This is a genomic window from Pedobacter sp. MR2016-19 (assembly GCF_014947265.1).
Classification (GTDB): domain Bacteria; phylum Bacteroidota; class Bacteroidia; order Sphingobacteriales; family Sphingobacteriaceae; genus Pedobacter.
Map to the genome: position 1 here is coordinate 42052 of NZ_JADCNK010000002.1, position 26541 is coordinate 68592.

Genomic DNA, 26541 nt, shown 5'->3' on the forward strand with positions numbered 1-26541 from the left:
ACAAAGATCTCTCCATTTCGCTGCGCTGCAGTCGAGATGACGACGATCTATTGGAATCGGTTGGCATAACACAATCTTTTTTATTGATAATCCCTGCTTTTAGTTAATTCTTTAAGCGATTGAAGATCATGTACAGGGCGCTCAATGTCAAATGGAATCTCCCTTTTACTAAACTGCTGGAAATACAGCAGACAGGCATCTTTCCATATTTGCGCATCTCTCGACTGGGTTCTAAGTTTCGACTGTACTTCCTGAAACCTTTCCTTGTCTATTGCGCCGTCCATTCTATCCCAGTCTTTTTGAAAAGACCTCACTTTATTAACACCCCGATCATAGCGCAGGCAGAGCTCAGTCCATAAATCATTTCCACTTTTTAATCGGTAAGACCATGGCACGTGGTGAAACCAAAGCAGATAAATTTCAGGACAGCTGGAGAGGTTATTAAAGGTTGAACTCAATGGCTCATGGTATTGGTCAACCGCATCACTTCCGTTACGGGTTCTGTCAAAACCAATTCCCTGCTCGTCCGCTTTATGGTAATATACTGAAGTCCAGTCTGCACGGATTTTATCATTAGAAAACCATGGCGCAGGTCCGTAATGATGACCTTCAGCGAAAATATGGTGTAAACCCAGGGGCATCATATAATCAACGGCTGCATCCCTGCTCTCCATCATTATCTCCTGAACAGTTTTAACAAATTTAGCGTCGGTTTTTTTTGCTTTATTATCAAGAAAGGTTTGTTTAATCCATTCTGCAGCAATTACTTTACTTTCAAGTTTATTATTCCAAGCAAGCCTCCCAAATGCGTACCAGTTGGCTTGCGCAAAGGTGTGTCCGGTCCAGTTTATATCATTACCAATGTTAGCCACTCCAGCAATGGCGGTAAAATCAGTTTTGCTTAATGAGCCATCGGTGCAGGCGGCAACAGTGCTGCCCTTCCCATTTTTAAAAGTTTCACTATTTAAACACTCTTCCCATAAGGTAGAGAGGAAAACAAGTTGCTTTGAGCCACCCAGGTACTCCTGGGTAATTTGAAATTCAGGCATAACGGGCGTTTTTGTCATTCCTCCAAATAAGGGACTGAAAGGTTCCCTCGGCTGAAAATCAAGTGGGCCATTTTTTACCTGTAGGATTACATTTTTTCTGAACGCTCCGTCCAGCGGTAAAAATTCTTTATAAGCTTGTTTGGTTCTGTCCTCGGGAGATGGATTGTAAACAAAGGCACGCCACATCACAATTCCGCCGAAGGGTTCCAGCGCATCGGCCATCATATTGGCACCATCTACATGGGTTCTGCCATAATCCTGTGGACCTGGTTGTCCTTCACTGTTTGCCTTCACCAGAAATCCACCGAAGTCAGGGATAAGTTTATAAATTTCCGCTACTTTATCTTTCCACCATTGTTGAACCTGGGGATCTAACGGATCGGCTTTTTTTAATTTGCCTATAAGCACAGGCGAAGAAAAATTGACTGATAAATAAGTTTTTATCCCGTAAGGGCGTAAACGCTCAGCGATCGCACGTACTTTCTCTAAATAAGGCTTAGAGAGAATTTTGGCGGATGCATTGACATTATTTAAAACCGAACCATTGATACCAATAGATGCATTTGCCCTTGCGTAAGCTGTCCATTTCTCTTTATCCTGCTCTGTAATACTCAGTCCGTTTTCTTTTTCTCCCCAGAATATTGAACGACCAGCATAACCTCTTTCGATGCTGCCGTCAAGGTTATCCCAATGGTTCAGGATTCTTCTGGAGTAGGAAGGGTTTGAAACGAACCTTCGGTTAGTAACGCCAAGATATTGACTTCTGAGCAGCTCGTAAGCGCCGTACAATAAACCCAGTTCTGTTCTGGCGCTTATCGAGGATTCTTCCAGTTGAAATCCATCACCTTTAATTGCCGGATTGTCGCTAATCCTGAGGTTTAGAACCATATCCGGTTTTCCGCGCCAGCCTCTTTTAAGCTCAGCAATCGCGATGTCGACTACAGGTGAGTGACCAGGGCCGGAAATGGTCACTTTAATATTGGAATTGCCTCTCAGCCACAGGGCCTGGCCATCCTCTGCTTTCAATAGCGCTGAACTACCTAATAGCAAAAATGCAATGATAATCAGTTTGTTTATATATGCTTTCATTTTCCCGTTTTGATAATGCAAAGTTTATGCTTAGAACTACTTTTATAGCACAGCATCACTTTAATTTCATAGTTCTGTTAGTTTATCGTTGCTGAAAACTCCACCAGTCTATATCTAAAGACGCAGATGGGTTTGAGCTGGTTACCAAAAGATAAATACCAACTTTGCCCTTTACCTCCCCGGTTTTAACTGATAAAGTTTGTAAGCCACTTTCGTCTTTTTTCGAAGATACCATTTTTGCAATTTGCTTTCCCGTTATACTTCCTATGCGCACTTCCAGGCTTGAGCCTGAAGAAAGTCCGCTCAATCTGGCACTAAAGGATTTTGGCCCTTTTTTTCCGAAGTCTACACCTTGAATTTTAATCCAGGCATTATTCTTTAATCCCGTAACCAGCATCCCACCATCGTCATTGTTTTTAGTCGCAACCCCGTTTTGATCCTGCAACATTTCAGCCTGATTGCGCTCATAAGGATTTACCGCGCCAATTTGTGTTACGCCGTTTTCGGTATAAATCACCTGGGCAATTGTACCATCAGCATTATAATTCAATTCTTCTATGGCCAGGTTTCGTTTATAAACCGGAGGAATACCTTTTTTAATAGCGACAACTCTGTTATGATAGGCATGGTACCACTTTCCTTTAAATTCAAATATGCCGTGGTGATTATTGTTGTTGTTATTGGGTGGTTGTGCACCTATAACGCCTTTGTAAACAAATCCGGTAGTTGGACTTTTACTCATCATATAATCAATCCTCATTTCTGCTTTCGGATTTGAGGAATAGGAAAAATAGTAATTTCCATTTCGTTTATGCATCCAAGAAGCTTCAAAAAAGGAAGGTACATGAAAAGAAGTTGCCCGACCATTCAAACTAATCATATCTTCATTGAGTTTAATTAACCGCATATTATCTTCACCATTGCCCCCAAAGTATAAATAGGCCTGTCCGTCATCATCTAAAAAGGTCATTGGATCAAATAACCACATATTTTTTGCAGGCTGTACACCAGGGGTTTCGTTATCAATTAACTTTTTGCCTAATGGATCTTTGAATGGCCCAGTTGGAGAGGAAGCTGTGGCTACACCAATCCCTGATCCGCCATTACCAAAATAAAGATAAATTTTACCATTTCTGGCGATAACTGAGGGTGCCCAGGTTCTGTTGGCCCAGGTTACGTCTCTTGGCGCCTCAAACACAACACCATGATCCGTCCAGTTTTTCATGTCACTGCTTGAAATACAAACAATCGATTTCATTTTATATCCACTATCCTTATCGTTTGAATTGTCATCATCGTTGGATGCATATAAATAAACTCTTCCGTTATAGACCAGTGTAGCCGGATCTGCCAGGTGCCGGTGGCTGGCAATATGATCATCGGCAAAGGAATTTTTTGCCAATGTGAATAACAAACAAAACAGGAGCGCGAGTTTAAAGTATTTTTGGTTTAGTTCTTTCATTAAAGTTGTTTCTAAGGTGTTGTCGATTATTTTATCACGGCACTTAAGTTTAGTTTACCCGGATAACTTTTTTCATAATATTTCCGCTTTTTGGAGATAACTCATCGGGCTGACTGCCGCCAACAGCTAATGTAATACTGCCTTTGTAAAATTGTCTTGAGCCATCCTGACCGATATAAGACAGATCATTTGCTTTTAAGCTGAATTTAACCAGTTTACTTTGTCCGGGTTCAAGACTAATGCGTTTAAATCCTTTCAGGGCCTTTGCTGCTGATTTGATGGATTTTTGGTTGTTGAGTTGGTATAACTGAACCACCTCATCACTCCTAAACTTTCCTTTATTGCTCACCATAACCGACACCTCTGTGCCTTTGCCTGCTTTTAATGCCGCAGGAGCAACAAATTTTTCATATAAAAAAGAAGAATAGCTAAGCCCATAACCAAATCCATAAAGCGGTTTGCCTTTAAAATACCGGTATGTCCTGTTTTTCATGCTATAATCGCTAAAATCCCCAAGGTCCTTATCGCTCGCATAAAAAGTTACAGGCAATCTTCCTGAAGGGCTGTAGTCTCCAAAAAGAATATCAGCTACTGCTTCACCTGTAGCCTGTCCGCCATACCATGCATTCAGAATAGCGGGAATGTTTTCAGCTTCCCATGGTATCGCAATGGCGCTACCGGTCATCATCACAAAAACGACTGGTTTTCCACTTTCTTTCAGGGATTTCATTAATGCGGTCTGAGCTGCAGGCAACATAATTGAAGTTCTGTCCCCACCGCTAAATCCGGGATAATCGACCCTCATCTCCTCGCCTTCCAGCTGCGGAGAAATCCCGCCGACAAATACGAAGGCGTCAGCATCTGCATGGGTTTTAACAAGCGCTTTGAAATCAGTTCTGATATAGGTGCCTGCCCTTAAACGGACGTTTGCACTTCCCTCGCCCTGCCAGTATTCTATAACCAGGTTGTAAACCGAATCTTTCGATGTTTCTAATTTATAAGTTTTAGCGCCCCAACGGTTTCTCGACCATGCGTCAATTACATTTTTGCCGTTAATGATAAAACGGTATCCATCATCAGCATTCAATTCGAAGGTGATGGAACCAGTGCTTGTGGGCTTGAATGTGGTGCTGTATCTGGCAGAAAAATTATTAGCGGTTAATTTATCTGCAATTTTTTCGCCTTCCTGCCAGCTGTTTTCAAGTTTAGGCTCAGTCCTGGTTAACACCGGTTTACCTTCCAATGAAATGTTGCTAAAATATTCTGACTTAAAGCCCTGAACACCGTCAATTTTATATTCACTATTTAAATCCAGGTAACTTAACAGTGTATCATTGGTGAAAGAAACAGCCTGCTGGTAAACAACCTCGGTCTGTTTACCAACCTTATCACGGATGCCTTGTAAAACAGTGGTGATTTTGGAGGGAATGCCATTATAATTTCCCAGTACGGAGATTGAGTTATCTGCATTAGGCCCCAGTACAACGATTTTTTTGAGATTCTTTTTTAAAGGCAGCGTATGTGATTCATTTCTGAGCAATACCATCGATTCACGTGCCATTTTAAGTGCATGTGCCTTATGCTCGCTATTTTCCAGCACACTACTCGGGGTATTGGCGTATTTAACCATCGAGGATGGATCGAACATACCCAGTCTGAAACGGATCATGAACAACCTTTTCACTGAAACATCAATATCTTTTTCTTTAATAATTCCTGTTTTCACAGCGGTAATCAAAGCCTTATAAGCTTCTGTACCACAATCGAGATCGGTTCCATGAAAAACGGCATCTGCAGCAGCTGATGCCGCATTTGGATGTGTTTTGTGGTTTTTGTAAAAGTCATCTATGGCCCAGCAGTCTGAGGTTACATAGCCCTTAAAGTTCCATTTCCTGCGCAGAATATCCGTCATTAAAAGATCATTCGCGCAACAAGGCTGTCCTTGAAAAGCGTTATATGCGCACATTACACCTGCAACTTTTGATTGTGTAACCAGTTTTTCAAATGCCGGTAAATAGGTATCCCAGAGATCAAAATCGCTTACTGTAGTATTAAACACATGTCGAAGCGGTTCAGGACCGCTATGTACCGCATAGTGTTTGGCACAGGCGGCAGCCTTGAGGTATTTTGGGTCATCACCTTGCAAGCCCCTTACAAAAGCATCTCCCAGGGTACCTGTCAGGTAAGGATCTTCACCGTAGGTTTCCTGACCTCTTCCCCAGCGCGGATCGCGAAAGATATTGATGTTTGGCGTCCAGTAGGTTAAGCCAAGATAGCGTTCATTTGTTCTGCCCTGTTCTAGTGCTTTATTGTAAATAGCCCTTCCTTCTAAAGCCGAATAGTCGGCCATTTTATAAAGCGCTGAAGGATCGAAGGTTGCAGCCATGGCAATTGCCTGAGGATAAACGGTCACTTTAAAAGGTGTTCTCGCTACTCCGTGTAACGTTTCATTCCACCAATCGTACGCCGGAATCTTAAATCGCGGAATCGCCGGTGCAGCATTAAGCATTTGCATTACCTTTTCATCCAGGCTAAGCCTTGAAACCAAATCATCTACCCTTTTTTCAAATGGAAGTTTGTAGTCCTGGAAAGGGTATTCCTGGGCTTTCACCAAACTGCATAAATTGCAGAAAAGGATTACAAGAAGTAATTTTTTAAAGTAGTTGTGTTTTCTCATAATTGGGCTGCTAAAAATTCATTGATAAGAATTTTCTTTACATCTGTTCGCTTTACAGATAAGGAAGATTCCAATGATTTTGATAGATTTATTTGGTTAATATTATTGTGAATAGACTAAAAGCCTGTTTAAAATTAAATTTATTTCGTATGTCAGTCTGAGCGTAGTCTAAGACCATTTCAACGCATTAATAAGGCTCTAAAAACTTTTTGACGGGTTCCGCACTAATTTTAAAACGTGATTTAATGAGTACCTGTCCTGACAATGTAAGGTAAACCTATTCATTAGAATTTTATCACCTCGAAAAATGCTTTTTTAGGCATTAGATTTTTATCGAACAACAGCGGATAATTTTTAGGTCCGCGATTGTCCAGCCAGCTGTACCGATCTGATAAATTCCAGAATGTAACGCCGGTAATGTTGGCTTTGTATTTGCGCAGCACTTCAAAAATCATTTTATATTGGCTGAGTTGCTTTTCTTCCATTTCCGGAGTGAATGGTTCAACCTCGCTGCTTGCATTGCCCTTAATTAACCGTCCGCCCTGGTTACCACTATAAACCGATACATCAAGCTCGGTGATTTGAACTTTAAGTCCCAGCGACGAAAATAGTGCAATGGATTTTTCCAGTTCAGAACGGCTAGGGTTATTTATCGACCAGTGCCCCTGGAGGCCAACGCCATGTATTGGAACACCCTTAGCCAACAAACCCTTAAGCATTCTGTAAATTTTATCACGCTTTAATGGCTGTTCTGTATTGTAATCGTTGTAAAACAGTTGGGCCTTTGGGTCGGCCTGGTGGGCATACCTGAACGCCATTTCTACAAAATCCTCACCTGCGATCTGATAGAGTGGCGATTTCCTGAAATAAGCAGAATCGTCCGCAATCACTTCATTTACTACATCCCAGGCGTAAATGTCTTTCTTATACCTGTTTACCACTGTATTGATGTGCTCCCGGATCCGTTTTAATAAAATTTCTTTCGAAACCATATTTCCGTCTTCGCCTTTAAACAACCAGTTTGGCGTTTGCTTGTGCCATACCAGGCAATGGCCACGTAACTTTAAACCATTAATCCTGGCGAAAGCGGCTATAGAATCTGCAATTTTCCAGTTGTAGGTATTTTCCATGGGATGAATAGGACCCATTTTCATTGCATTTTCAGCTGTGATGCTGTTGAACTGGTTAAGAATCAAATTCCGTTTATCTCCACTAAGGTCCCATGGCGTAATAGCTACTCCTATGGGGAAATATTTTTGGTAGTAGTCTTTCAGTCCTTTGGCATTAACTTCCTGGCTTTTATATGCGCTAAAAACTATTCCGGTAGCCAAGAGTAAGACGGCCAGGTAGGGGATGATATTCGGTTTTCTCATATTTGATCAGGGTAATGCTAAAAGTTTGCAAAATCGCATGTTTTCGAGGCTGACCAGGCTTCTTATCGTCAATTTTATGAAACAAATGTCATGTAATGAATTTATGACATGATTGCCCGGTTGCTTATCTTGTGATCAACTCTGCTTATTTGTGCCTTTTTAAACATCTGTTCTTATGTTTATAACAAATATGACTGTTGATCTATCTACTTAGGCCTAAATTTACTCGATTTTTTTCTGCATTGATCATAGAATGAAATCGAATTGCCATTTAACCAAATATAATGCGTAAAACTAAATTTCTCATTGCCGTCTTTACTGTTGCTCTTTTCGCAGCTTTTTCCAGCTGTGGCAGTTACACCAGGGCTAAAAAAAATAACCCCGGCTTAAAAGATTATTATCAGTCTTACTTCAACATTGGGGTTGCGGTTTCTTCCCAAACCATAAAGGGAGAGCAGGGTGCTTTACTTTTAAAGGAATTTAATAGTATAACGCCCGAGAATGCGATGAAAATGCAACCCATTCATCCTCGTGAGGATGTTTATAATTGGACTGAAGCCGATGCACTGGTTAATTTTGCACTTAACAACCGGATTAAAATAAGGGGGCATACCTTGTGCTGGCATGAGCAGGTACCGGGCTGGATTTTTAAGAACAGTTCGGGAGGACGGGTTGATAAAGAGTTGTTGCTTAAACGGCTTAAAGACCATATCACAACCGTTGTGGGAAGATACAAGGGGAAGGTATATGCCTGGGATGTGGTTAATGAAGTTATTGGTGATGAAGATGATCAATATTTGAGACCTTCTTTATGGAAGGAGATCTGTGGAGAGGAGTTTATTGCCAAGGCCTTCGAATATGCACATCAGGCTGATCCTGATGCATTGCTTTTTTATAATGACTACAACTCGGAACGACCTGCAAAAAGAGCAAAAATTTATAAAATGCTTAAAAAACTGGTTGATGCTAAGGTGCCTGTTCATGGAGTAGGCTTGCAGGGACATTGGTCTGTTTTTGAGCCCAGCGACACCGAGTTAAGGGAATCTTTAAAATTATATGCTTCTCTTGGCCTGCAGATTCAGATCACAGAAATGGATATGTCTATCTATAAATGGGAGAAAAATTTAAGAGCAAAGAAACCCGGTGAGCCCGACAGCCTGACCGCAGTGCTGGAAAAAAAGCAAAGTGACAGATACGCCAGGCTTTTTTCTATTTTCAGGGAATTTAAAAAGAATATCAGCAGTGTAACTTTCTGGAATCTTTCAGATCGCTCTACATGGCTCGATCAATATCCGGTACCCGGAAGGAAAAATTACCCACTGCTCTTTGATCAAAACCTGCAAAGAAAGAAAGCTTATCGGGGTGTGGTTAATTTTTAGTGAATAATCAGTTTTATCTAAATAATGAAGAAAATGTACCATTCAAGCTGTTATGTTGCGATGAACTAAATTAGTTTTTTTATCTTACCGCCACTAAACCAAATAGATCATGTATCCAAATAATTTTGACTCTTCATCAGATTTTAGCTCATTTTGCAGCCATTCAACGCCTTTGAAGTTAAAATTTTATTAATACAGCAAAATACTTATTATGCTCAAAGGGTCTGCATATCGATCATTAGTTCTATTTATCTATGTGCTTTTTAGCGCTGTAAGTGCTGTGGCACAACCGAAAACGCAGCAGCCAGAATTGCGTTTCACCTCGCTCACCTCTAAAAACGGGTTATCTTCTAATAATGTAACCGTAATTTTCAAAGATAAATATGGCTTGATGTGGTTTGGTACCGAAGACGGATTAAATAAATTTGATGGCACTAACTTTACAACCTATAAACACCAGGCAAACGATTCTTCGAGTATTCAGGCAAACGAGGTTAAGTCAATTCACGAAGACCGGCGGGGAAATCTTTGGATTGGTACCAGTGGAGGTTCGCTTGCGCTTTTTGACAGAAGGAAAAACGCTTTCATTAACTATCCTGCTTCAAATACCCCAACAGGATTCAGTCACAGCCTGATCAGGTATATCACCAGTGATTATTTAGGTAAAATATGGGTGGCTACCTTTACGGGGCTCGATGTTTTTGATCCGGACACTAAAAAGGTTTCCAAATTTCCAATAGCCGCCAACCAGTTTGGAAAACTTCCGCCAGTAATGATCAACATCCTGATGGAAGACAGCAAGCACAGGATGTGGGTGGGAACGGAGGACGGATTATTCCTTTTTAACCGAAAAAACTCTTCTTTTACCAGAATAGGGTCTGCAGCCGATAAACCCGTGCACCTGGCAGGAACTATGGTGAAGTCTTTAGCTGAAGATGATAGTGGAAATATCTGGATCGGCACTACCTCTGGCCTGAGTATGCTTAAACCGGATGGTATGGGGTTTGTGAATTACAAGCATATTCCGGGGGATCCCAATTCGCTGAGCAGCAATGTTGTTCAAAGTATAGCTCTATCAAAAAATGGTCAGTTATGGCTCGGCACCGAAGATGGACTTAACGTTTTTGATCTCCGTACTAAAAAAGTAACGGTATACCGGCCAAATCCACGCAACTCTTACAGTCTGCGCGGAACCAGTGTAAAATATGTGTATATAGATAAGCAAGGAATATACTGGCTGGGCTTATACCGGGAGGGGATTAATAAGTTTGATAGTAACCTCAACCTTTTCAACCTGATCCGAAGTAATGTTTTCGATGTATATGGTTTAGATGCCCCCGTGGTAACTTCATTTGCAACTAAAAATAACAACAATATATATGTAGCTACTGAAGGCGGTGGCTTGAGTATCTTCAACAGAAATACGGCCCTGTTCCACAAGGTAGACCTGAAGAAACTTGGTCTGCAATCACCGGTACCCCTGATGTCTTTGTTTGTCAGTTCAGCTAAGAAACTTTATGTGGGTACCTTCAGCTATGGCCTGATTGTTCTGGATTCAACGTTAACCAAAGCGACCTCTATCAGGAAAACAAATAAAGATTCTGGACTTAATTCAGACGATGTGTTTTGCATCAACCAGGATAAAAGTGGGTTGATATGGGTGGGTACCAATGGTGGTGGGATCAATGTTATGGATGCTGATCATAAGGTAGTTTTGAGATACACAAACAAAGTTAAGTCACCCATAGACCGCAAACTTCCGCTTAATAATTATATACGTTTTATTAAAGAAGACCGGTTTGCAAACGTATGGATAGGTTCTCATGGTTCTGGCTTGGCCATGATTAATGCGGATAAGACCATTATTAAACATTATGACGAGCTAAATTCGGGCCTTCATGGTGAGATTGCGCAGGCTTTTCTTGAAGATTCGAAAGGGCGGATCTGGATCGGAACTGCAGGTGGTGGCTTGAATTTACTGGATCAAAAAACAGGTAAATTTATAAATTTTGCCGAACGTGAGGGGCTGGCAAGTGCTGTTGTCGATGCCATCGTGGAAGATGACAATCATAATCTTTGGTTAAGTACTAACAAAGGAATCAGCCGGTTTGATCCTAAAACCCGAAAATTTAGCAACTATGGCGTATACAATGGGGTGCAGAACAATAACTTTATCAGGGGAGCAGCGCTGAAATGTAAAGACGGTGAAATATTCTTTGGTGGGGCAGAAGGAATGAATTACTTCAATCCGGCCGGATTCAGAAAAATTCAAAATGTACCCCCGGTTCTTTTTACCGAGTTAAAGATTTCCAACAGTACCATCGAGGCCAGCGATGAAGGGCCGATAACCGAACATATTTCTGTTGCAAAAAGAATTGACCTGGATTACAAGCAAAATTTTTCACTGAGTTTTGTGAGTGTAAATTATACTGCACCAGAACAAAACCGTTACAGTTACAAACTCGAAGGTTTTAATAAAGAATGGATTGATGCGGGTACTACTAAAACAGTTTCCTATACCAATCTCGATCCCGGAGAATATATTTTCCATGTGCGGGCGAGTAACAATGATGGTGTATGGAATACAACGGAGTCTTCAATAAAAATAATTGTTCACCCACCGTGGTGGCGAACCATATATGCTTATGCTTTTTACCTGCTCGTTATTGCCGGTACCTTGCTTTACATTCGTCACCGGGGGATTAAAAACCTGGAGAGAAAGTTTGCACTGCTTCAGGAGAAAACAAAAATTGAGCAGCAAATTTTGCAGGATAGAAAAGAGGCAGAGCGGCTGCATGAACTGGATTCGTTAAAGATTAAATTTCTCACCAACCTCAGCCATGAGTTTCGTACGCCGCTATCACTGATCCTGGGGCCGGTGGAGAAGCTCATTTCCGAAGAGGAGGGAGATGCTAAAAACGCTTCTCTTAAAATAGTGAAGCGAAATGCCCGTCGCTTGCTCAACCTGGTGAACCAAATCCTTGATTTTCGCAAAATTGAAGAAAATGAACTCAAGATAAATAATAAGAAAGGTGAGCTGGTTTCCTTTATCGCTGATGTAATAGAATCTTTCAACGATTTAAGCGAACGTAAATCTATATGTCTTTCTTTTCAAACCCAGTTTGACAGTTATCCAACTGAGTTTGACCACGACAAACTGGAACGTGTTTTATTTAACCTGCTCTCTAATGCCTTTAAATTTACACCATCAGGCGGTACTATCACCGTTGATTTGAAGAAAAATCAGCGCAATGAGCAGGGAGAAACTGTTTTAATTACCGTTAGCGATACCGGAATCGGCATTAGCGAAGAAGAACAGCAGAAAGTATTTGAAAGGTTTTTTCAGGCCGATACCGAAGTTTCCATTCTCAACCAGGGAAGTGGGATTGGGCTCTCCATCATTAAAGAATTTGTCAAAATCCAGGGAGGAACTATTGATTTGCAAAGCGAAGTTGGAAAAGGTACACATTTCAAAATAGCTCTGCCTTTGCCCCTGCTAGACCATATCGAAAAGCTTAATCTGGATTTTTCCAGTCCGGAAATACCATTTGAAGTTCAGGAGGAAGCTTCAGATAAAGCACTGAGCGAAACAGATGCAGAAATCCATACCATTCTTCTGGTAGAAGATAATCAGGACCTCAGGGAATATCTTCGGGATAATTTGAAGTCCAATTACCGTATTGTGGAAGCGGCTGACGGTAAGGAGGGCTGGCAAAAAACGTTGGCAAACCACCCTGAACTCATCGTTAGCGATATTAGTATGCCAAATATGACGGGGATTGAACTGTGCAAAAAAATAAAAGAAGATAAAAGGACAAAACATATTCCGGTTATTCTATTAACCGCGCTCACCGGCGAACAGGAACAATTAACCGGGCTCGAAATCGGGGCTAATGACTACCTCACCAAGCCCTTTAATATTGATATCCTCAATGTTAAAATCAAAAACCTTTTGGTTCTCAACCGGACCCTGAAAAACACTTATACCAAACAGATCAAAATGGAGACAGCAGAAATTTTAGTTGAATCCCACGGTGATAAGTTACTCAAGAATATTCTGAAGTATATTGAAGATAATATCAATAATTCACAATTGTCGGTTGAGGATTTAAGTAAAAATGTAGGGATGAGCCGGGGCTCGCTTTATCATAAAGTTCTTGAACTAACCGGCCTTTCGCCTGTTGAATATATACGTTCGGTTAAACTTGATAAAGCAGCTGCCTTATTAGTTAAAAGTGATTTGAACATTTCTCAGATTGCCTATCTGGTAGGTTTTGCAACACCCAATTATTTTGCCAAATCATTTAAGTTAAAATTCGGAATGCAACCTTCAGAATATTTAAATCTGCACCGTAAACAAGATAATCCTGCCTGATGGTAAATCCCGGAACACATTAATGGGAAAACGAAGTAAAGAGAACAGGCATAATTGAACATTAATCGCAGCATTATATTCAAACGATCAGGAAAAGATCAGTACTGTTGGATAATTTTGAATTGATAAGATGTATTTGCATTATGATGGATAACATCCTGCATGTTTATCATGTGTAAATAGAAATGCTGAAAATGGGCTTAAGAGATCAGACAAAAAAACTTTGTCTAACCTAACATTATGAGAACAAAATTAATTTTATGCTGCTTCACCTGGCTACTGGTTTTCAGTTTTTCGGTTTCTGGCAACGTTACTTTACCCCAGTTGGTATCCAGCCACATGGTGCTTCAACGCGAAACTCCCTTAACGATATGGGGCTGGGCGGCAGCAAAAGAAAAAATAACGATCAGTTTTAACGGGAAAACGTATAAGGCTATCACCGATGAACAAGGCTCATGGTCAGTAAAAATGACAAAGATGAAAGCCGGCGGCCCTTTTAAAATGATTGTTAAAGGTGAAAATACAATTACCCTTGATGATATTATGCTGGGAGATGTGTGGTTTTGTTCGGGACAATCCAATATGGCCCTGCCAATGGAGCGGTTAAAAGAAGCTTATCCTAAGGTAATAGAAAAGGATCATTTTCCTTTGATCAGAAACTTTTTCGTTCCAACCAAATCAAACCTGTCTGGAGAATCGATCGATCTTCCTCCGGGCAAATGGGTTCCGGCTACTGGTGCAGGGATATTGAGCTTCGGAGGAACAAGTTATTTTTTCGCAAAAACACTCTTTCAAAAATATAACATTCCAATAGGCATCATCAATTCAAGCGTCGGCGGTACCCCGATTGAGGCCTGGATGAGTCGTGATGCATTTTTGACGAATCCGGCACAGACGAAAAAAATAAACAATTTCAGAGATTCGGCATTTATGGCCAATTATCAAAAAAGGCTTAAAGAGAAGAACTTAGCAAGGCCTACAACAGTTCCTGTAGTTGATGAAGGTCTTTTGGGTCCGGTAAAATGGATCGATCCGGATTTTAATGCCAGCGGCTGGCGAAAATTCTGGATGCCGGGTTATTGGGCTGATCAGGGGATCCGGAACTTCAACGGGATATTTTATTTCAGAAAAGAACTGCAAATCCCCGCAGAAATGAGCGGACAGCAGGCTAAGCTTTACCTTGGCCGCATCATCGATGCAGATTCTGTGTTCCTTAATGGTAAATTTATTGGCAACACTACCTATCAATATCCTCCACGCAGGTATGTTATTCCTGCCGGGCTGTTGAAAAGCGGAAAAAACATCCTGATCGTTAAAGTTGTGAGTAGTAGCGGTAAAGGGGGCTTTGTGCCAGATAAAAACTATTCCTTGCTCACTCCGGAAAGGAAAATAGACTTACGTGGGGAATGGAGTTTCGAAGTAGGTTATGCTCAGCCAAAGCAAAACCAGGCTTTCCGCGGTGAGACCGAAATGCCGTTAGTTGCGCAGAATGAACCAACCGGATTATTTAATACCATGGTTTCGCCCGCCGTACGGTTTGCAATAAAAGGTTTTGTCTGGTACCAGGGTGAATCGAATACCGGAGATCCGAAAGCATACGGGCAATTGTTACCGGCGCTGATAAAAGACTGGCGCAATAAATGGAAGCAGGGAGATCTGCCGTTTATTTATGCACAGTTGCCTAATTTTATGGAAGCCAGCTATTTGCCTGAAGAAAGTAATTGGGCGGAGTTCAGGCAAAGCCAGCTGCAGGCACTTTCAGTACCAAACACAGGAATGGCTGTGGCTATTGATGCTGGTGAATGGAATGATATTCATCCGCTGGATAAAAAAGACGTAGGAGAACGTTTGGCGCTATGGGCCTCACATTTAGCTTACCATGACCAGGAGATTATTTATTCGGGACCTATTTATAAATCAAATCATGTAAGTGGATCTGAAGTAACCATAAATTTTGACCATAGCAAGCCCGGGCTAATGATTAAAGGAGCTGATAAACTGACCGGTTTTGCCATTGCGGGTGAGGATAAGGTTTTTTATTGGGCACAGGCCAGGATAGTGGGAGATACTGTTGTGCTCTCAAGCCCTTTGGTTGTAAAGCCTGTCTTTATCCGTTATGCCTGGGCAGATAATCCCGATAGGGCAAATTTGTATAACAAAGCCAATTTACCGGCTTCGCCTTTTGAAGCAGAAGTTGATCAATCAAGATAATCAATGCGTACCTGAAAACTTCTGCATCGAACCTTGGACAAGCTTGTAAATTGCTGCTCTTTAAGCCCTAAATAGAACGGTAAAACTGGAGGCTTCTCCCTGTTTTTTGTTTAACTGGATTTACAATATGGACAGCTTGTGTTAAATAAAAATAAAAAAATTCAACCGATTGCATAAATTGAAATTCTGGCTCTTTTTTACATATTTACTACCTCTTAATAAGTCAATTTCACAGGTCTTATTTGCAAAAATTTGGCGAAGTATAACTGTTCTTTTAATATCGGTTTTTTCATTCAAATGGCTCTTAATTGGTATTTAGAAGCCGTTTCTTAGTTTGATTTTAAATTTTTAGTCTCACTGCTTGTTATTTTTTACCGCACGGTTGGTCACTTAGTTGCCTTGTTTTTTAGGCTGATTTTCCTGTTCCCAAAGAGCAACCTAAACATTCTGGTTTGAACATTTATACTACTAATATGCACAATTAAATCAGGAGGCGTTTATCAATGTAAATACCTTTATCACAACAATAATGAATTGGATTTGAAATTTACAGTCAGTTTTTTATAGCTTGTGATTTAACTATTCGCTGGCTGATTTTTCAATTGACACTGTAAGTTTTTTTCTATTCATTTTTAACCATTTATAAACCATTTTATATGAGAAGTGAAATTTTACAAACTTATGTAACATCGCGCTTGAAATTTTTCAGGTGCTTACCCAAAGTTATGCTGCTAACGGCGCTGGTATTTTCAGCGTTTATTGCACAGGCACAAACTGTGGTAAAAGGAAATGTTGTTGATGAACAAGGTAAGGCAATGCCTGGAGTGGGTGTCCTTTTAAAAGGAACCAATACCAGTACCTCATCCCAGGAAAATGGAAGTTTTTCTATTACAACCACGGGCGCAAACCCGGTTTTAATATTCTCTTACGTTGGTTATACCAACAAAGAAATCCCCGTGAAAGGTCAGAGCACGGTAAATGTCACCCTTCAGCCAAGCGCCGCAGAACTTGAGCAGGTGGTGGTTGTAGGTTACGGTACCCAGCGCAAAGAGGCTGTAACGGGTTCTGTGGCATCAATTGCGGGAGAGAAAATTCGTGAAGTACCGGCACCTAACATCGCCCAAGCCCTACAGGGCAGGTTAGCGGGTGTTGACATTTCCCAGACCTCAACCAAACCGGGTGCAACCATGCAAATCCTCATTCGCGGTCAGCGTTCGCTTTCAGCAAGTAATGAGCCACTTGTAGTATTGGATGGAATTCCATTTCCCGGCTCCATTGGCGATATCAACCCTAACGATATTAAAAGCGTCGATATCTTAAAGGATGCCTCAGCAACTGCTATTTATGGCTCGAGGGGCGCCAACGGCGTAATTTTATTGACCACCAACAGGGGCCAGGTTGGAGCGCCCGCTAAAATATCCTACAATACCTATACAGGTTTACAAACCTTATTTGCAAAATACCCGATGATGGACGGACCAGAATTCGTTGCACTGAGAAACGCATCAGGAAAATTCACCACCCTTGGTGCTGATGAATCCAATGATGTAAATACTGATTGGCAGGATTTGTTTTATAACAAAAGTGCTATTGTGACCAGTCATGATTTGGGTGTAACCGGAGGTTCAGCAACCAGTAACTATAGTTTTGGTGGTGGTTATTATAAAAACCAGAGTTTAATTCCTACTCAGCAGTATACGAGGTATTCGATGAAAGCATCGCTCGATCAGCAAATCGGAAAGCTTTTCCGCCTTGGATTTACTACAAATAACAATTACAATATTAGTGAAGGCAACCAGGTTGGAGTGGGGGCTGTCCTGAGTAATAGCCCTATTTCAAATCCTTATAATGCAGATGGAAGTTTAAAACGTACCATCAGAATGCCGCAGGATGAATCTTTTGTTTACACCAATGGTATTGTAAAGGATTTACATGACCAGTGGCTAAATGAAACCCGTGGTTTTGCCACTTACAATTCATTTTATGGCGAAGTTAAAATTCCAGGAGTTGAAGGCTTAAAATACCGAGCAAACCTTGGTCTGGATTTTATCCAAAGCAATAACGGTAACTTCACCGGTGTTGGGATAGGCAATACTACAGCCACTACCCCTTCAACAGCAGGAGTAAGTAATTCCCAAACCTACCATTGGACGCTTGAGAATTTAATTACCTATGACCGCAGTTTTGGAAAACATAGTTTTAATGCGGTTGCTTTGTATTCGGCAGAACAAAATAAATTCAATTCTTCCAATATGACTGCCAAAGATATCCCTTCTGATGCCTTCCAGTTTTATAATCTTGGACAGGCAAATGGTGAGATAGCAATTGGTAGCGGTACGCCTCAAAATCCGCTCTATACCCTAACCGGGTTGGTTTCCTACATGGGAAGGATCATGTATGCTTACGACAACAGGTTTCTTTTAAGCGCAACACTCCGGTCAGATGGATCCTCGCGTTTGGCGCCAGGACACAAATGGCATACTTATCCGGCCGTTTCTGCGGGATGGAACCTGATGAATGAATCTTTCATGAAAGGCATCACGGCTATCGATAAATTAAAAATCCGTGTAGGTTATGGTCAGACTTCCAATCAGGCGGTTGCTCCATATCAAACACTGGGTCTACTTAATTCCCGTCCATATAATTTCGGTAACACCACATACGCAACCGGTTATTATGTATCCCAGCTTCCAAGCCCGGGATTGGGTTGGGAATACTCAGAGACCTGGAATTATGGTTTAGATTTCTCAATTTTGAAAAACCGCATCTCTGGTACTTTTGAATACTATGATACCAAAACCAAAGACATCTTACTTAATGTTGCATTACCTTCAACAGCAGGAGTAGGTAGCTATACTGCAAATATCGGTCAAACCCAGAATAAAGGATGGGAATTGAGTGTTAACGGCGTAATCCTCGAAAATCAGGGTGGCTGGACATGGGATTTAGGTTTCAATATTTCTGCAAACCGAAATAAACTTACCGCATTGGCTTCAGGACAGGACCGTGATGAAGGAAATGCATGGTTTGTAGGACATAATATCAATGCGATATATGACTACGAGAAAATTGGATTATGGCAGGCAGGAGATCCATATTTAAATGTGCTGGAACCTGGTGGCAATGTGGGTATGATCAAAGTTAAATATACCGGAGACTACGATGCAAACGGCGTTCCGACAAGGCCTATAGGCGCTGCAGACAGGCAAATTATTGATATTGATCCTAAATTTACAGGTGGATTCAATACCAGGGTTGCTTACAAGGGATTTGATTTAAATGTTGTTGGTGTTTTCAAAAGCGGCGGTACATTAGTAAGCACATTATATAGTTCGGCGGGTTACCTTAATTTATTAACAGGCCGAAGAAACAACGTTAAGGTAGATTACTGGACGCCTGAAAATACCGATGCAAAATATCCTAAGCCAGGTGGTATTGCCAGCGGTGATAATCCTAAATACGGAAGTACACTGGGCTTTTTTGATGCTTCATTCCTGAAAATAAGAACCATATCTCTTGGTTATGATTTTAACAGGGATTTGATTAAAAATTCCAATGTAAGGCTGCGCATGTATCTAACGGTGCAAAATCCGTTTGTCATGTTCTCTCCTTACCACAGAGAGTCTGGCATGGATCCGGAAACCAATTCATATGGAGATGAAAACCAGGCGGTGAACTCTTACCAGAGACGAATCTTAACTATTGGAACGAACACACCTTCAACGCGAAACTATGTTGCAGGTCTAAATTTAACATTTTAGAATACTAATATGAAAAATATACAATTAAAAACCGTCGCAGCTATCTGGTTACTGATGGTCATCTTTTCAGGTTGTTCCAAAATTCTGGAAGAAGAACCGCGCAGCATCTTTACGCCTGATTATTTTAAAACCGTAGCTGGCGTAAACGGTGGGCTAACTTCTATGTATGCACACTTGCGAAACATGTATGGTCAGTCGTATTTCTATAACTCTTTAATCACCGGTACCGATGAGGCCACCTGGGGTAAGGATGCAGATGGAAACTTTAAAGATATGGACTGCTCTGGAGTAGGGTCTATTTTATCAACCAGTTATCCGAGCAGTGTATTGTGGAGTGAGGCATTCCCAAATATTAACAATGCCAGTGGTATTATCGAAAACGCCAGTGGTGCAGGTATATCGAATGCGCTTGTGGCCGAGGCCAGGTTCTTCCGTGCTTTTGATTATTTTCTTTTGGTGCAAACTTTCGGTGGGGTTCCGCTCGACCTGGGTGCAGGGGAGTTGAAATTTAATACCAATCCGGTTAGAACCTCTGTACGAAATACGGTGCCTGTGGTTTACACCAAAGGAGTATTTCCTGATCTTATTAAAGCGGTAGCAGACCTTCCTGCAACAGGAAGAGTTACCGGCGGAGTAACCAAGGTAGCTGCACAGCTATTTTTATCAAAAGCCTATTTAACCTATGCCTGGTGGTTACAAAACCCTAATAATATTCCAACTTATCCGGCGTCTGCAAGAACTGACCCGGATGGACACGATGCGAACTGGTATTTCCAGCAGGCTTATGATATTGCAACTGCTGCAATTGAAAACCCTAGCACATTTGGGCTGATGGATACCTATTATGATGTTAACTGGGCAGTAAATGACCGCAATAAGGAAATGCTTTTATATGCTGATCATACGCAGACAAGCGAGAAATACAATGGCTCGAGCTTAACATTTGGAAGCGGCGGTGCACCTGATAATTTCGCTGGCTGGATGATGACCTGGAACTATACGAATATTCGTAGCGGAGGCATCAGCTCTGTTCAACGCGAAGCAGAGCAGCATTTAGGTCGTCCATGGAATCGTATGGCGCCAACCATTGAAGTATTGAAAAATACTTTCGCTGATAAAACGCTTGATTCTAGATATGATGGTACTTTCACTACGGTTTACAGAGGCAACTGGCCTAAGGGATATAACCCACCTTCAAGTGCGCCAGCATCATTAGTGAATGCCAATAACCTGTCCATTGTGCCAGGAGATGCAGCGTTAACCTTCCTGGATTCTGATAATCCGGCAGTTGTTTATCCTACGGGAGCTGGAATAAGTAATGTTGGAGCTGGCGTTCTTCCTGGAAGAGCTGACTATGTAATCTCACCGGGAGGAGTCAGCAGAATCGTTTATCCGGGTCTTTGGAAACTGGGTCCTTATCGTACCGATAACGGCACTGGACTGGGACAACCAAATGCGGGTAGTACACGCCCTTTTCCGGTAGCTAAATTTTCTGAGCTTTACTTCGTTGCAGCAGAAGCGGCGGTAAAAGGAGCAACAACTAAAGCGGGTAAAAGTGCCCGCGAACTCATCAATGTGATTCGTGCAAGAGCTGGTAAATGGCGCTTTGATAACAATGGAAATGTGGCTAAAGTTGCAGATAATAGTGCGGCAATGGTTGCGGCTACTCCGGCTACAATAGATATTAATTATATTTTGGCAGAACGCTCAAGAGAATATTATGCTGAAGGCTACCGTAGGTATGACCTGATCCGTACCCAAAAATGGGCTGAGCTTTCTTCTACCTATACTATTGCGGGAATTAACTATGGCGATCACACGCCACAGACAGTAACCCGTACCATCACACCAGCATTATATCTACGTCCTATACCTCAGGCACAAATAGATGGCATGCAGATGAGTGCAGATGAAAAAAAGGCTTACCAGAATCCTGGTTATTAAAAAATATTTTGGTTTAGTTAGATGGGCGGCGTCAATTGATTCCGCTCATTCTTTTTTATAAAAGCCTGGCTTTTCTGGCAGCCGGAAGATTTTTGGGTAAATGAAATCATCGTAATTTGATTCCTGTTCTTAACTCATCTTTTCATTCAGGCATTCTAACCCACTGGGTTGCGCTATCCAGAAATAAAAATTCCAATAACGGGCACTGCTTCCATATCTATAATACCTCTACGAAACAAATAGCTATACATCAAAACCTAATTTATTTCCTAATGCAATTTAATTCTTTAAAAAAAAGCCAGATTTTCTTTGCGCTTCTTATCCTTTTTACTTTTTGGATTGATTACACTAAAGCGCAGACAAGTTTGGGTTTGGAAAAACAATTTATTCGTGATAACAGAAGTAATAAAGAAGATGTTGCACTGATAGAAAAAGGAAGAACGGCGAATATTTTTTATGATACGAATGATTATAAAGGCGTTATAAGGGCAATTGGCGATTTAGGTAATGACTTTTTCAGCGTGTCGGGCATAAAGCCTGAATTGAAAAGCATTAAGCCTTCGGAGAAAAATGTTATTCTGATCGGAACCCTGGGTAAAAACAAATTGATCGATCAGCTCATCAGTTCCGGAAAGCTGAGTAAATCCACCATTTCAGGCAAGTGGGAGAGTTTTATCATATCAACCGTTAAAAACCCGTTTCCTGGCGTTGATCAGGCATTGGTTATTGCGGGGAGCGATAAACGGGGAACAATATACGGTATCTATGAATTATCTGAACAGTTAGGGGTATCTCCATGGTACTGGTGGGCCGATGTTCCGCCAAAAACCCGGAAAAGCGCTTATGCTGTTTCCGGAAGTTACAGTTCAGGAGAACCGGCAGTGAAATACCGCGGAATATTTATTAATGATGAGGCTCCTGCAATGACAGGATGGGCCAAAGAAAAGTTTGGCGGGATGAACAGCAAGATGTACACCCATATGTTTGAGTTGCTGCTCCGGCTGAGGGCAAATTACCTTTGGCCGGCCATGTGGGGTAATGCATTTAATGAGGATGATCCCGAAAACCCACGCCTAGCAGATGAATATGGCATAGTGATGGGCACTTCCCATCATGAACCAATGATCCGCGCGCAACAGGAATGGAAAAAACACGGGGTTGGCGCCTGGAATTATGCCACAAACCCAAAGGGTTTAAATGCTTTCTGGCAGGAAGGCATCAAAAGAAATAAAAACTACGAAAGTCTGGTAACCATGGGGATGCGGGGAGATGGAGACGAACCAATGGTTGAAGGTGGCGATATGGCATCCAATGTTAAACTGCTGGAAAATATAATAACCGACCAGCGCAAAATTCTTTCTGAAAATATGGAAAAGCCCGTAGAAAAGATTCCACAGCTCTGGGCTTTATATAAAGAGGTAAAAGACTATTACGATTTCGGAATGAAAGTTCCTGATGACATTACCCTGTTATGGGCTGATGATAACTGGGGTAACTTAAGGCATTTACCAACACCCCAGGAACGCAAGCGTAGCGGGGGATCAGGAATATATTATCATTTTGATTATGTTGGTGCGCCAAGAAATTATAAATGGTTGAATACTACCTCCCTGCCAAAAGTTTGGGAGCAGATGAACCTGGCCTATAATTACGGTGCTGACCGCATTTGGGTAGTAAATGTTGGTGACCTGAAACCAATGGAGATTCCGATAGAGTTCTTTTTACGGATGGCATGGAACCCCAAAGCGATGAGCCGGGAAAAACTGGCGGGTTTTCTGTTGCAGTGGGCAACACGCGAATTTGGATCTGACCAGGCGAAAGAAATTGCAGATTTGATGCGCTTGTACTCCAAATATACAACCAGGCGCAAACCTGAGCTCCTGGCCCCGGAAACTTTTAGTCTGGTAAACTTCAGTGAAGCGCAGCGCGTGGCTATGGAATGGAGCGCATTAAGCGACAGGGCAGAGCAGGTGAATAACAAGTTACCACAGCAATATAAAGATGCGTTCTATCAACTGGTTCGTTATCCGATACAGGCGATGAAAACGGTGACGGATTTATATATTGCTGTAGGAAAAAACAGGCTGTATTTTAAGCAGGGAAGAGCCGTTACCAACCTTCAACGCAACCTTGCTCTCGATCTTTTTAAACAAGATCAGCAGCTTAGTGATGAATATAATCTTAAAATGGCAGGGGGTAAGTGGAATCATATGATGGATCAGGTCAGGATTGGTTATACGAGCTGGAATGATCCAAAGAAAAATATCATGCCGAAAACAGACGAAATCCAGTTGCCTTCAAAATCAGGCTTTGGGGTAGCAGTAGATGGTTCGTCGGCTAGCTGGCCATCAAACGTTCCAGCACCCACGCTTCCGCGATTCGAATCTTTAAATAAATTTCAGTCCTACTTTGAAGTTTTTGCAAAAGGATCCGCTCCAATTAATTTCGAGCTGAAATCCGATAACTGGATTCGTTTGAAAAAGGAAAGTGTTCCCGGAACAAATGACTACAAGGTACTGGTGGATGTTGACTGGACCAAACTCAGTGGTGGAAAGCATCAGGGTAAAATCCAAATATCAGATCGCTCAACCCAGGTAGTGATAAAGGTTGAGGCCAACAAGGCAACCCCCAAGCAATTGGCTGAAGCAAAAGGAACTTTTGCAAGTTTAGGTGCGCCAATTGCATTTGAGGCTTTTCAGGCAAGTAAAAAGGTAAGCAGGAATGGCGTAAGCTGGGAAGCTATACCCGGTTATGGAAGGGGAGATGCAGGAATGGCGATTTTTCCGGTCACCTCAGCCTCGCTGGATAAGCCTGGTAATCCAACATTAGCCTATCCTGTTTTCTTTTCTGAAAGCGGGGAGGTTAAAATTGATCTTGTGGTGGGGCCAACTGTAAATTTCTCCCCGGAAGGGTTAAGGGTTGGCATTTCTGTAGATGCTGCGGCCCCTCAAATCATGACCATTATAGCCAAACCAAGTGCCTCAGGATCGGATGCAAGTTGGGCAAATGCGGTCAGGGATAATGCAAGAACACTGACTTCTTCACATTTCTTTAAAGTTCCAGGCAGGCATACCGTAAAAATATGGATGGTTGATCCGGCAGTAGTGTTGGAAAAAATAATAATCTATCGGGATAAACTACCCGCAAGTTACCTTGGGCCGGTAGAAAATAAGATGTTAAAATAGAGCCTGTTTAAAAGTTTAATAAAAGCAATCGATTTCGTTACCATTGATGGATACCAATAGAATGGTCGTCATCTCGACTGTAGTGCAGCGAAATGGAGAGATCTTTGAACTATGTTAAAAGATTTCTCCACTACGGTCGAAATGACTCCCTTTGTATATCTGTGATCAACCCTCCGATGTATTGGGAAAATTCTAACTTCTATCATTTACAGGTCTATAAAAGAGGTCGTCATTGCGAGGCACGAAGCAATCTTAAAGCGCACGCTGTTAGCGATCGTTGTAAGATTGCTTCGTCGGCTGAAAAAGCCTTCTCGCAATGACGATTCTTCACGGCCTATTAATTCGTTAAATCAATATTGATATTTATAAAATAAATTATGCCTCAGTGTGACAGCAAAATGCTATGTAATATTGCTATAAAAATTTAAACAGGCTCATAGTTATTCGGGATAATTTAAGAAAATTAATACCCAGCCCTAGTATTTAAAACAGGCTGGGTATCAATTGCTATCCTTCTGCAAAAAGCAGCATTTGTATGTTCATTATTTAATAACCTACCTAAATAACAAGGGCGCAAAATTTTGCAGGCTGCGTCTCCAGGTAAGCCATTCATGGGCTGTTTTTGGAGATTCGTAATAAGTGTACCTGATTCCCTGCTGGTCTAACATCGCCCTGAATGCGCCTACGGATTTAGGAAAGGGGGCAGGTTCTTTGGTGCCCAGTCCCAGCCACAATAACTTAAGCTTCTTGTTCACCTCAGTTCCACTTTTAAACTTTCCCTCCATAAATGCATCCGGATCGATTACATCTGTGTTAGGGTAATTTGAGGTGCCGCTGAAACCGCCATAGTAAGCGAACTTATCCAGGTTCTTCATCGCGATGCGCATCGTTTGATTTGCACCCATTGAAAGCCCCGCAATAGCCCTGTGTTCCCGGTTAGCCAGGGTGCGGAAGCGTTTATCGATCATTGGAATGACTTCTTTAATCAGTACATCTTCAAAAATTGAAATGCCCTGTCCTTTTCCCGGTGTCTCAGTTGCTTCTGGCTTAAGTGCGTAACCATTATCCGTAACGATGATCATCGGTTTTGCCTTATTTTGTGCAATTAAATTATCCAGGATTAAATTTGCTTTTCCCTGATTAACCCATCCCGTTTCATCCTCAAAGCTTCCGTGCTGAAGGTAAAGCACAGGGAAACGGGAGTTTTTGTCCTCGTAGTAACTTGCCGGTGTATAGATGAAACACCTTCTCCAGGTTTGAGTTAAATCAGAATAGTAAATATTTTCACTAACCAGGCCATGGGGCACCTTTTGCAGGGCAAAAAATGCTTCATCATCAGCCGGAACTTCAATGCCGCTGCCCAGCCTTCCAGCGCCGTAGAAATAACGACTGTTAGGATCCGGAATGGAGGCGCCATCTACGTTGAGCTGGTAATAATGGAAACCTTCGTCCTGCGGTGCGGATTCACCTGTCCAGAGGCCTTCCTCGTTTTTTGTCATCTCATATTTTTTTCCACCCAGATCCAACCGGACTTTAGACGCCTGAGGCGCATATAGGCTTACCCTCACTTTGCCTTCATCGTTTACCTGGGGGAATAATTTGCCAGGCTGATTGCTTTCAGCCGGTCTGAATGTTTTTAAATCAGACTTCAGTTCAGTCTGGGCTAAACAAACCTGGCCAAATAAACAGCAGGCAAAGAGGAAAATAATATTTTTAGCTTTCATGTTTGATAATTAGCGCCTGTTTAAATTAAATAAATTTGTTCCGTATGTCAGTCTGAGCGTAGTCGAAGACTATTGAAATGCATTAATAAAGCAATCGATCACGCTATCAATGACAGATTTAAAAAATCGCCGTCATTTCGACTGAAGCGCAGCGAAATGGAGAAATCTTTTAACATAGTTCAAAGATTTCTCCACTGCGGTCGAAATGACACCCCTTGTATATCTGGCCATAAGCCGTCATTGCGAGGAGGAACGACGAAGCAATCTATCATGCAAGTAATTCTTGCTATAAAAATTGCTTCCCCGAAAATC

General features: G+C 41.7%; 11 protein-coding genes. 6 read left to right on the forward strand and 5 right to left on the reverse strand.

Features of this window, described 5'->3' with window-relative positions; translation table 11 throughout:
- Positions 1-80: 80 nt before the first annotated feature.
- The 4 genes from IM793_RS02625 to IM793_RS02640 all read right to left on the reverse strand — a co-directional run bounded on the left by IM793_RS02625 (position 81) and on the right by IM793_RS02640 (position 7650).
- On the reverse strand, positions 81-2138 hold the full coding sequence (locus tag IM793_RS02625) for an alpha-glucuronidase (protein WP_193419615.1): 2058 nt from the start codon (positions 2136-2138) through the stop codon (positions 81-83).
- 82 nt (positions 2139-2220) lie between these two features.
- Positions 2221-3600, reverse strand: coding sequence for a glycoside hydrolase family 43 protein (locus tag IM793_RS02630; RefSeq protein WP_193419616.1), 1380 nt, complete (start codon positions 3598-3600; stop codon positions 2221-2223).
- A 49-nt stretch (positions 3601-3649) separates the two neighbouring features.
- The gene (locus IM793_RS02635; protein WP_193419617.1) at positions 3650-6277 is read right to left on the reverse strand and encodes a glycoside hydrolase family 3 C-terminal domain-containing protein; all 2628 of its coding nucleotides are present in this window, start codon (positions 6275-6277) and stop codon (positions 3650-3652) included.
- 284 nt (positions 6278-6561) lie between these two features.
- The gene (locus tag IM793_RS02640) at positions 6562-7650 is read right to left on the reverse strand and encodes an endo-1,4-beta-xylanase (RefSeq protein ID WP_193419618.1); all 1089 of its coding nucleotides are present in this window, start codon (positions 7648-7650) and stop codon (positions 6562-6564) included.
- A gap of 284 nt (positions 7651-7934) precedes the next feature.
- On the opposite strand from IM793_RS02640, the gene IM793_RS02645 reads away from it, so the two are divergent.
- The 6 genes from IM793_RS02645 (at position 7935) to IM793_RS02670 (ending at position 24505) form a co-directional block, all read left to right on the forward strand.
- Positions 7935-9029, forward strand: coding sequence for an endo-1,4-beta-xylanase (locus IM793_RS02645; RefSeq protein WP_193419619.1), 1095 nt, complete (start codon positions 7935-7937; stop codon positions 9027-9029).
- A gap of 211 nt (positions 9030-9240) precedes the next feature.
- Positions 9241-13404, forward strand: a complete 4164-nt coding sequence (locus IM793_RS02650; protein ID WP_193419620.1) for a two-component regulator propeller domain-containing protein — start codon at positions 9241-9243, stop codon at positions 13402-13404.
- Positions 13405-13644: 240 nt separating this feature from the next.
- Positions 13645-15615, forward strand: a complete 1971-nt coding sequence (locus tag IM793_RS02655; protein ID WP_193419621.1) for a sialate O-acetylesterase — start codon at positions 13645-13647, stop codon at positions 15613-15615.
- A 656-nt stretch (positions 15616-16271) separates the two neighbouring features.
- Positions 16272-19376, forward strand: coding sequence for a TonB-dependent receptor (locus IM793_RS02660; RefSeq protein ID WP_227256113.1), 3105 nt, complete (start codon positions 16272-16274; stop codon positions 19374-19376).
- Between the two features lie 9 nt (positions 19377-19385).
- Entirely contained in the window at positions 19386-21320 is a 1935-nt protein-coding gene (locus IM793_RS02665; protein ID WP_193419622.1) for a RagB/SusD family nutrient uptake outer membrane protein, read from the forward strand.
- Between the two features lie 272 nt (positions 21321-21592).
- Positions 21593-24505, forward strand: a complete 2913-nt coding sequence (locus IM793_RS02670; protein WP_193419623.1) for a glycosyl hydrolase 115 family protein — start codon at positions 21593-21595, stop codon at positions 24503-24505.
- Between the two features lie 554 nt (positions 24506-25059).
- Here the strand turns inward: IM793_RS02670 and IM793_RS02675 are convergent.
- Positions 25060-26229, reverse strand: coding sequence for an alpha/beta hydrolase-fold protein (locus IM793_RS02675; protein ID WP_193419624.1), 1170 nt, complete (start codon positions 26227-26229; stop codon positions 25060-25062).
- Positions 26230-26541: the final 312 nt, after the last annotated feature.

Excerpts from the sequence above, each read along its gene's own strand:
- IM793_RS02625 (WP_193419615.1), bottom strand. The coding sequence starts at position 2,138 with ATGAAAGCATATATAAACAAACTGATTATCATTGCATTTTTGCTATTA.
- IM793_RS02630 (WP_193419616.1), bottom strand. The coding sequence starts at position 3,600 with ATGAAAGAACTAAACCAAAAATACTTTAAACTCGCGCTCCTGTTTTGT.
- IM793_RS02635 (WP_193419617.1), bottom strand. The coding sequence starts at position 6,277 with ATGAGAAAACACAACTACTTTAAAAAATTACTTCTTGTAATCCTTTTC.
- IM793_RS02640 (WP_193419618.1), bottom strand. The coding sequence starts at position 7,650 with ATGAGAAAACCGAATATCATCCCCTACCTGGCCGTCTTACTCTTGGCT.
- IM793_RS02645 (WP_193419619.1), top strand. The coding sequence starts at position 7,935 with ATGCGTAAAACTAAATTTCTCATTGCCGTCTTTACTGTTGCTCTTTTC.
- IM793_RS02650 (WP_193419620.1), top strand. The coding sequence starts at position 9,241 with ATGCTCAAAGGGTCTGCATATCGATCATTAGTTCTATTTATCTATGTG.
- IM793_RS02655 (WP_193419621.1), top strand. The coding sequence starts at position 13,645 with ATGAGAACAAAATTAATTTTATGCTGCTTCACCTGGCTACTGGTTTTC.
- IM793_RS02660 (WP_227256113.1), top strand. The coding sequence starts at position 16,272 with ATGAGAAGTGAAATTTTACAAACTTATGTAACATCGCGCTTGAAATTT.
- IM793_RS02665 (WP_193419622.1), top strand. The coding sequence starts at position 19,386 with ATGAAAAATATACAATTAAAAACCGTCGCAGCTATCTGGTTACTGATG.
- IM793_RS02670 (WP_193419623.1), top strand. The coding sequence starts at position 21,593 with ATGCAATTTAATTCTTTAAAAAAAAGCCAGATTTTCTTTGCGCTTCTT.
- IM793_RS02675 (WP_193419624.1), bottom strand. The coding sequence starts at position 26,229 with ATGAAAGCTAAAAATATTATTTTCCTCTTTGCCTGCTGTTTATTTGGC.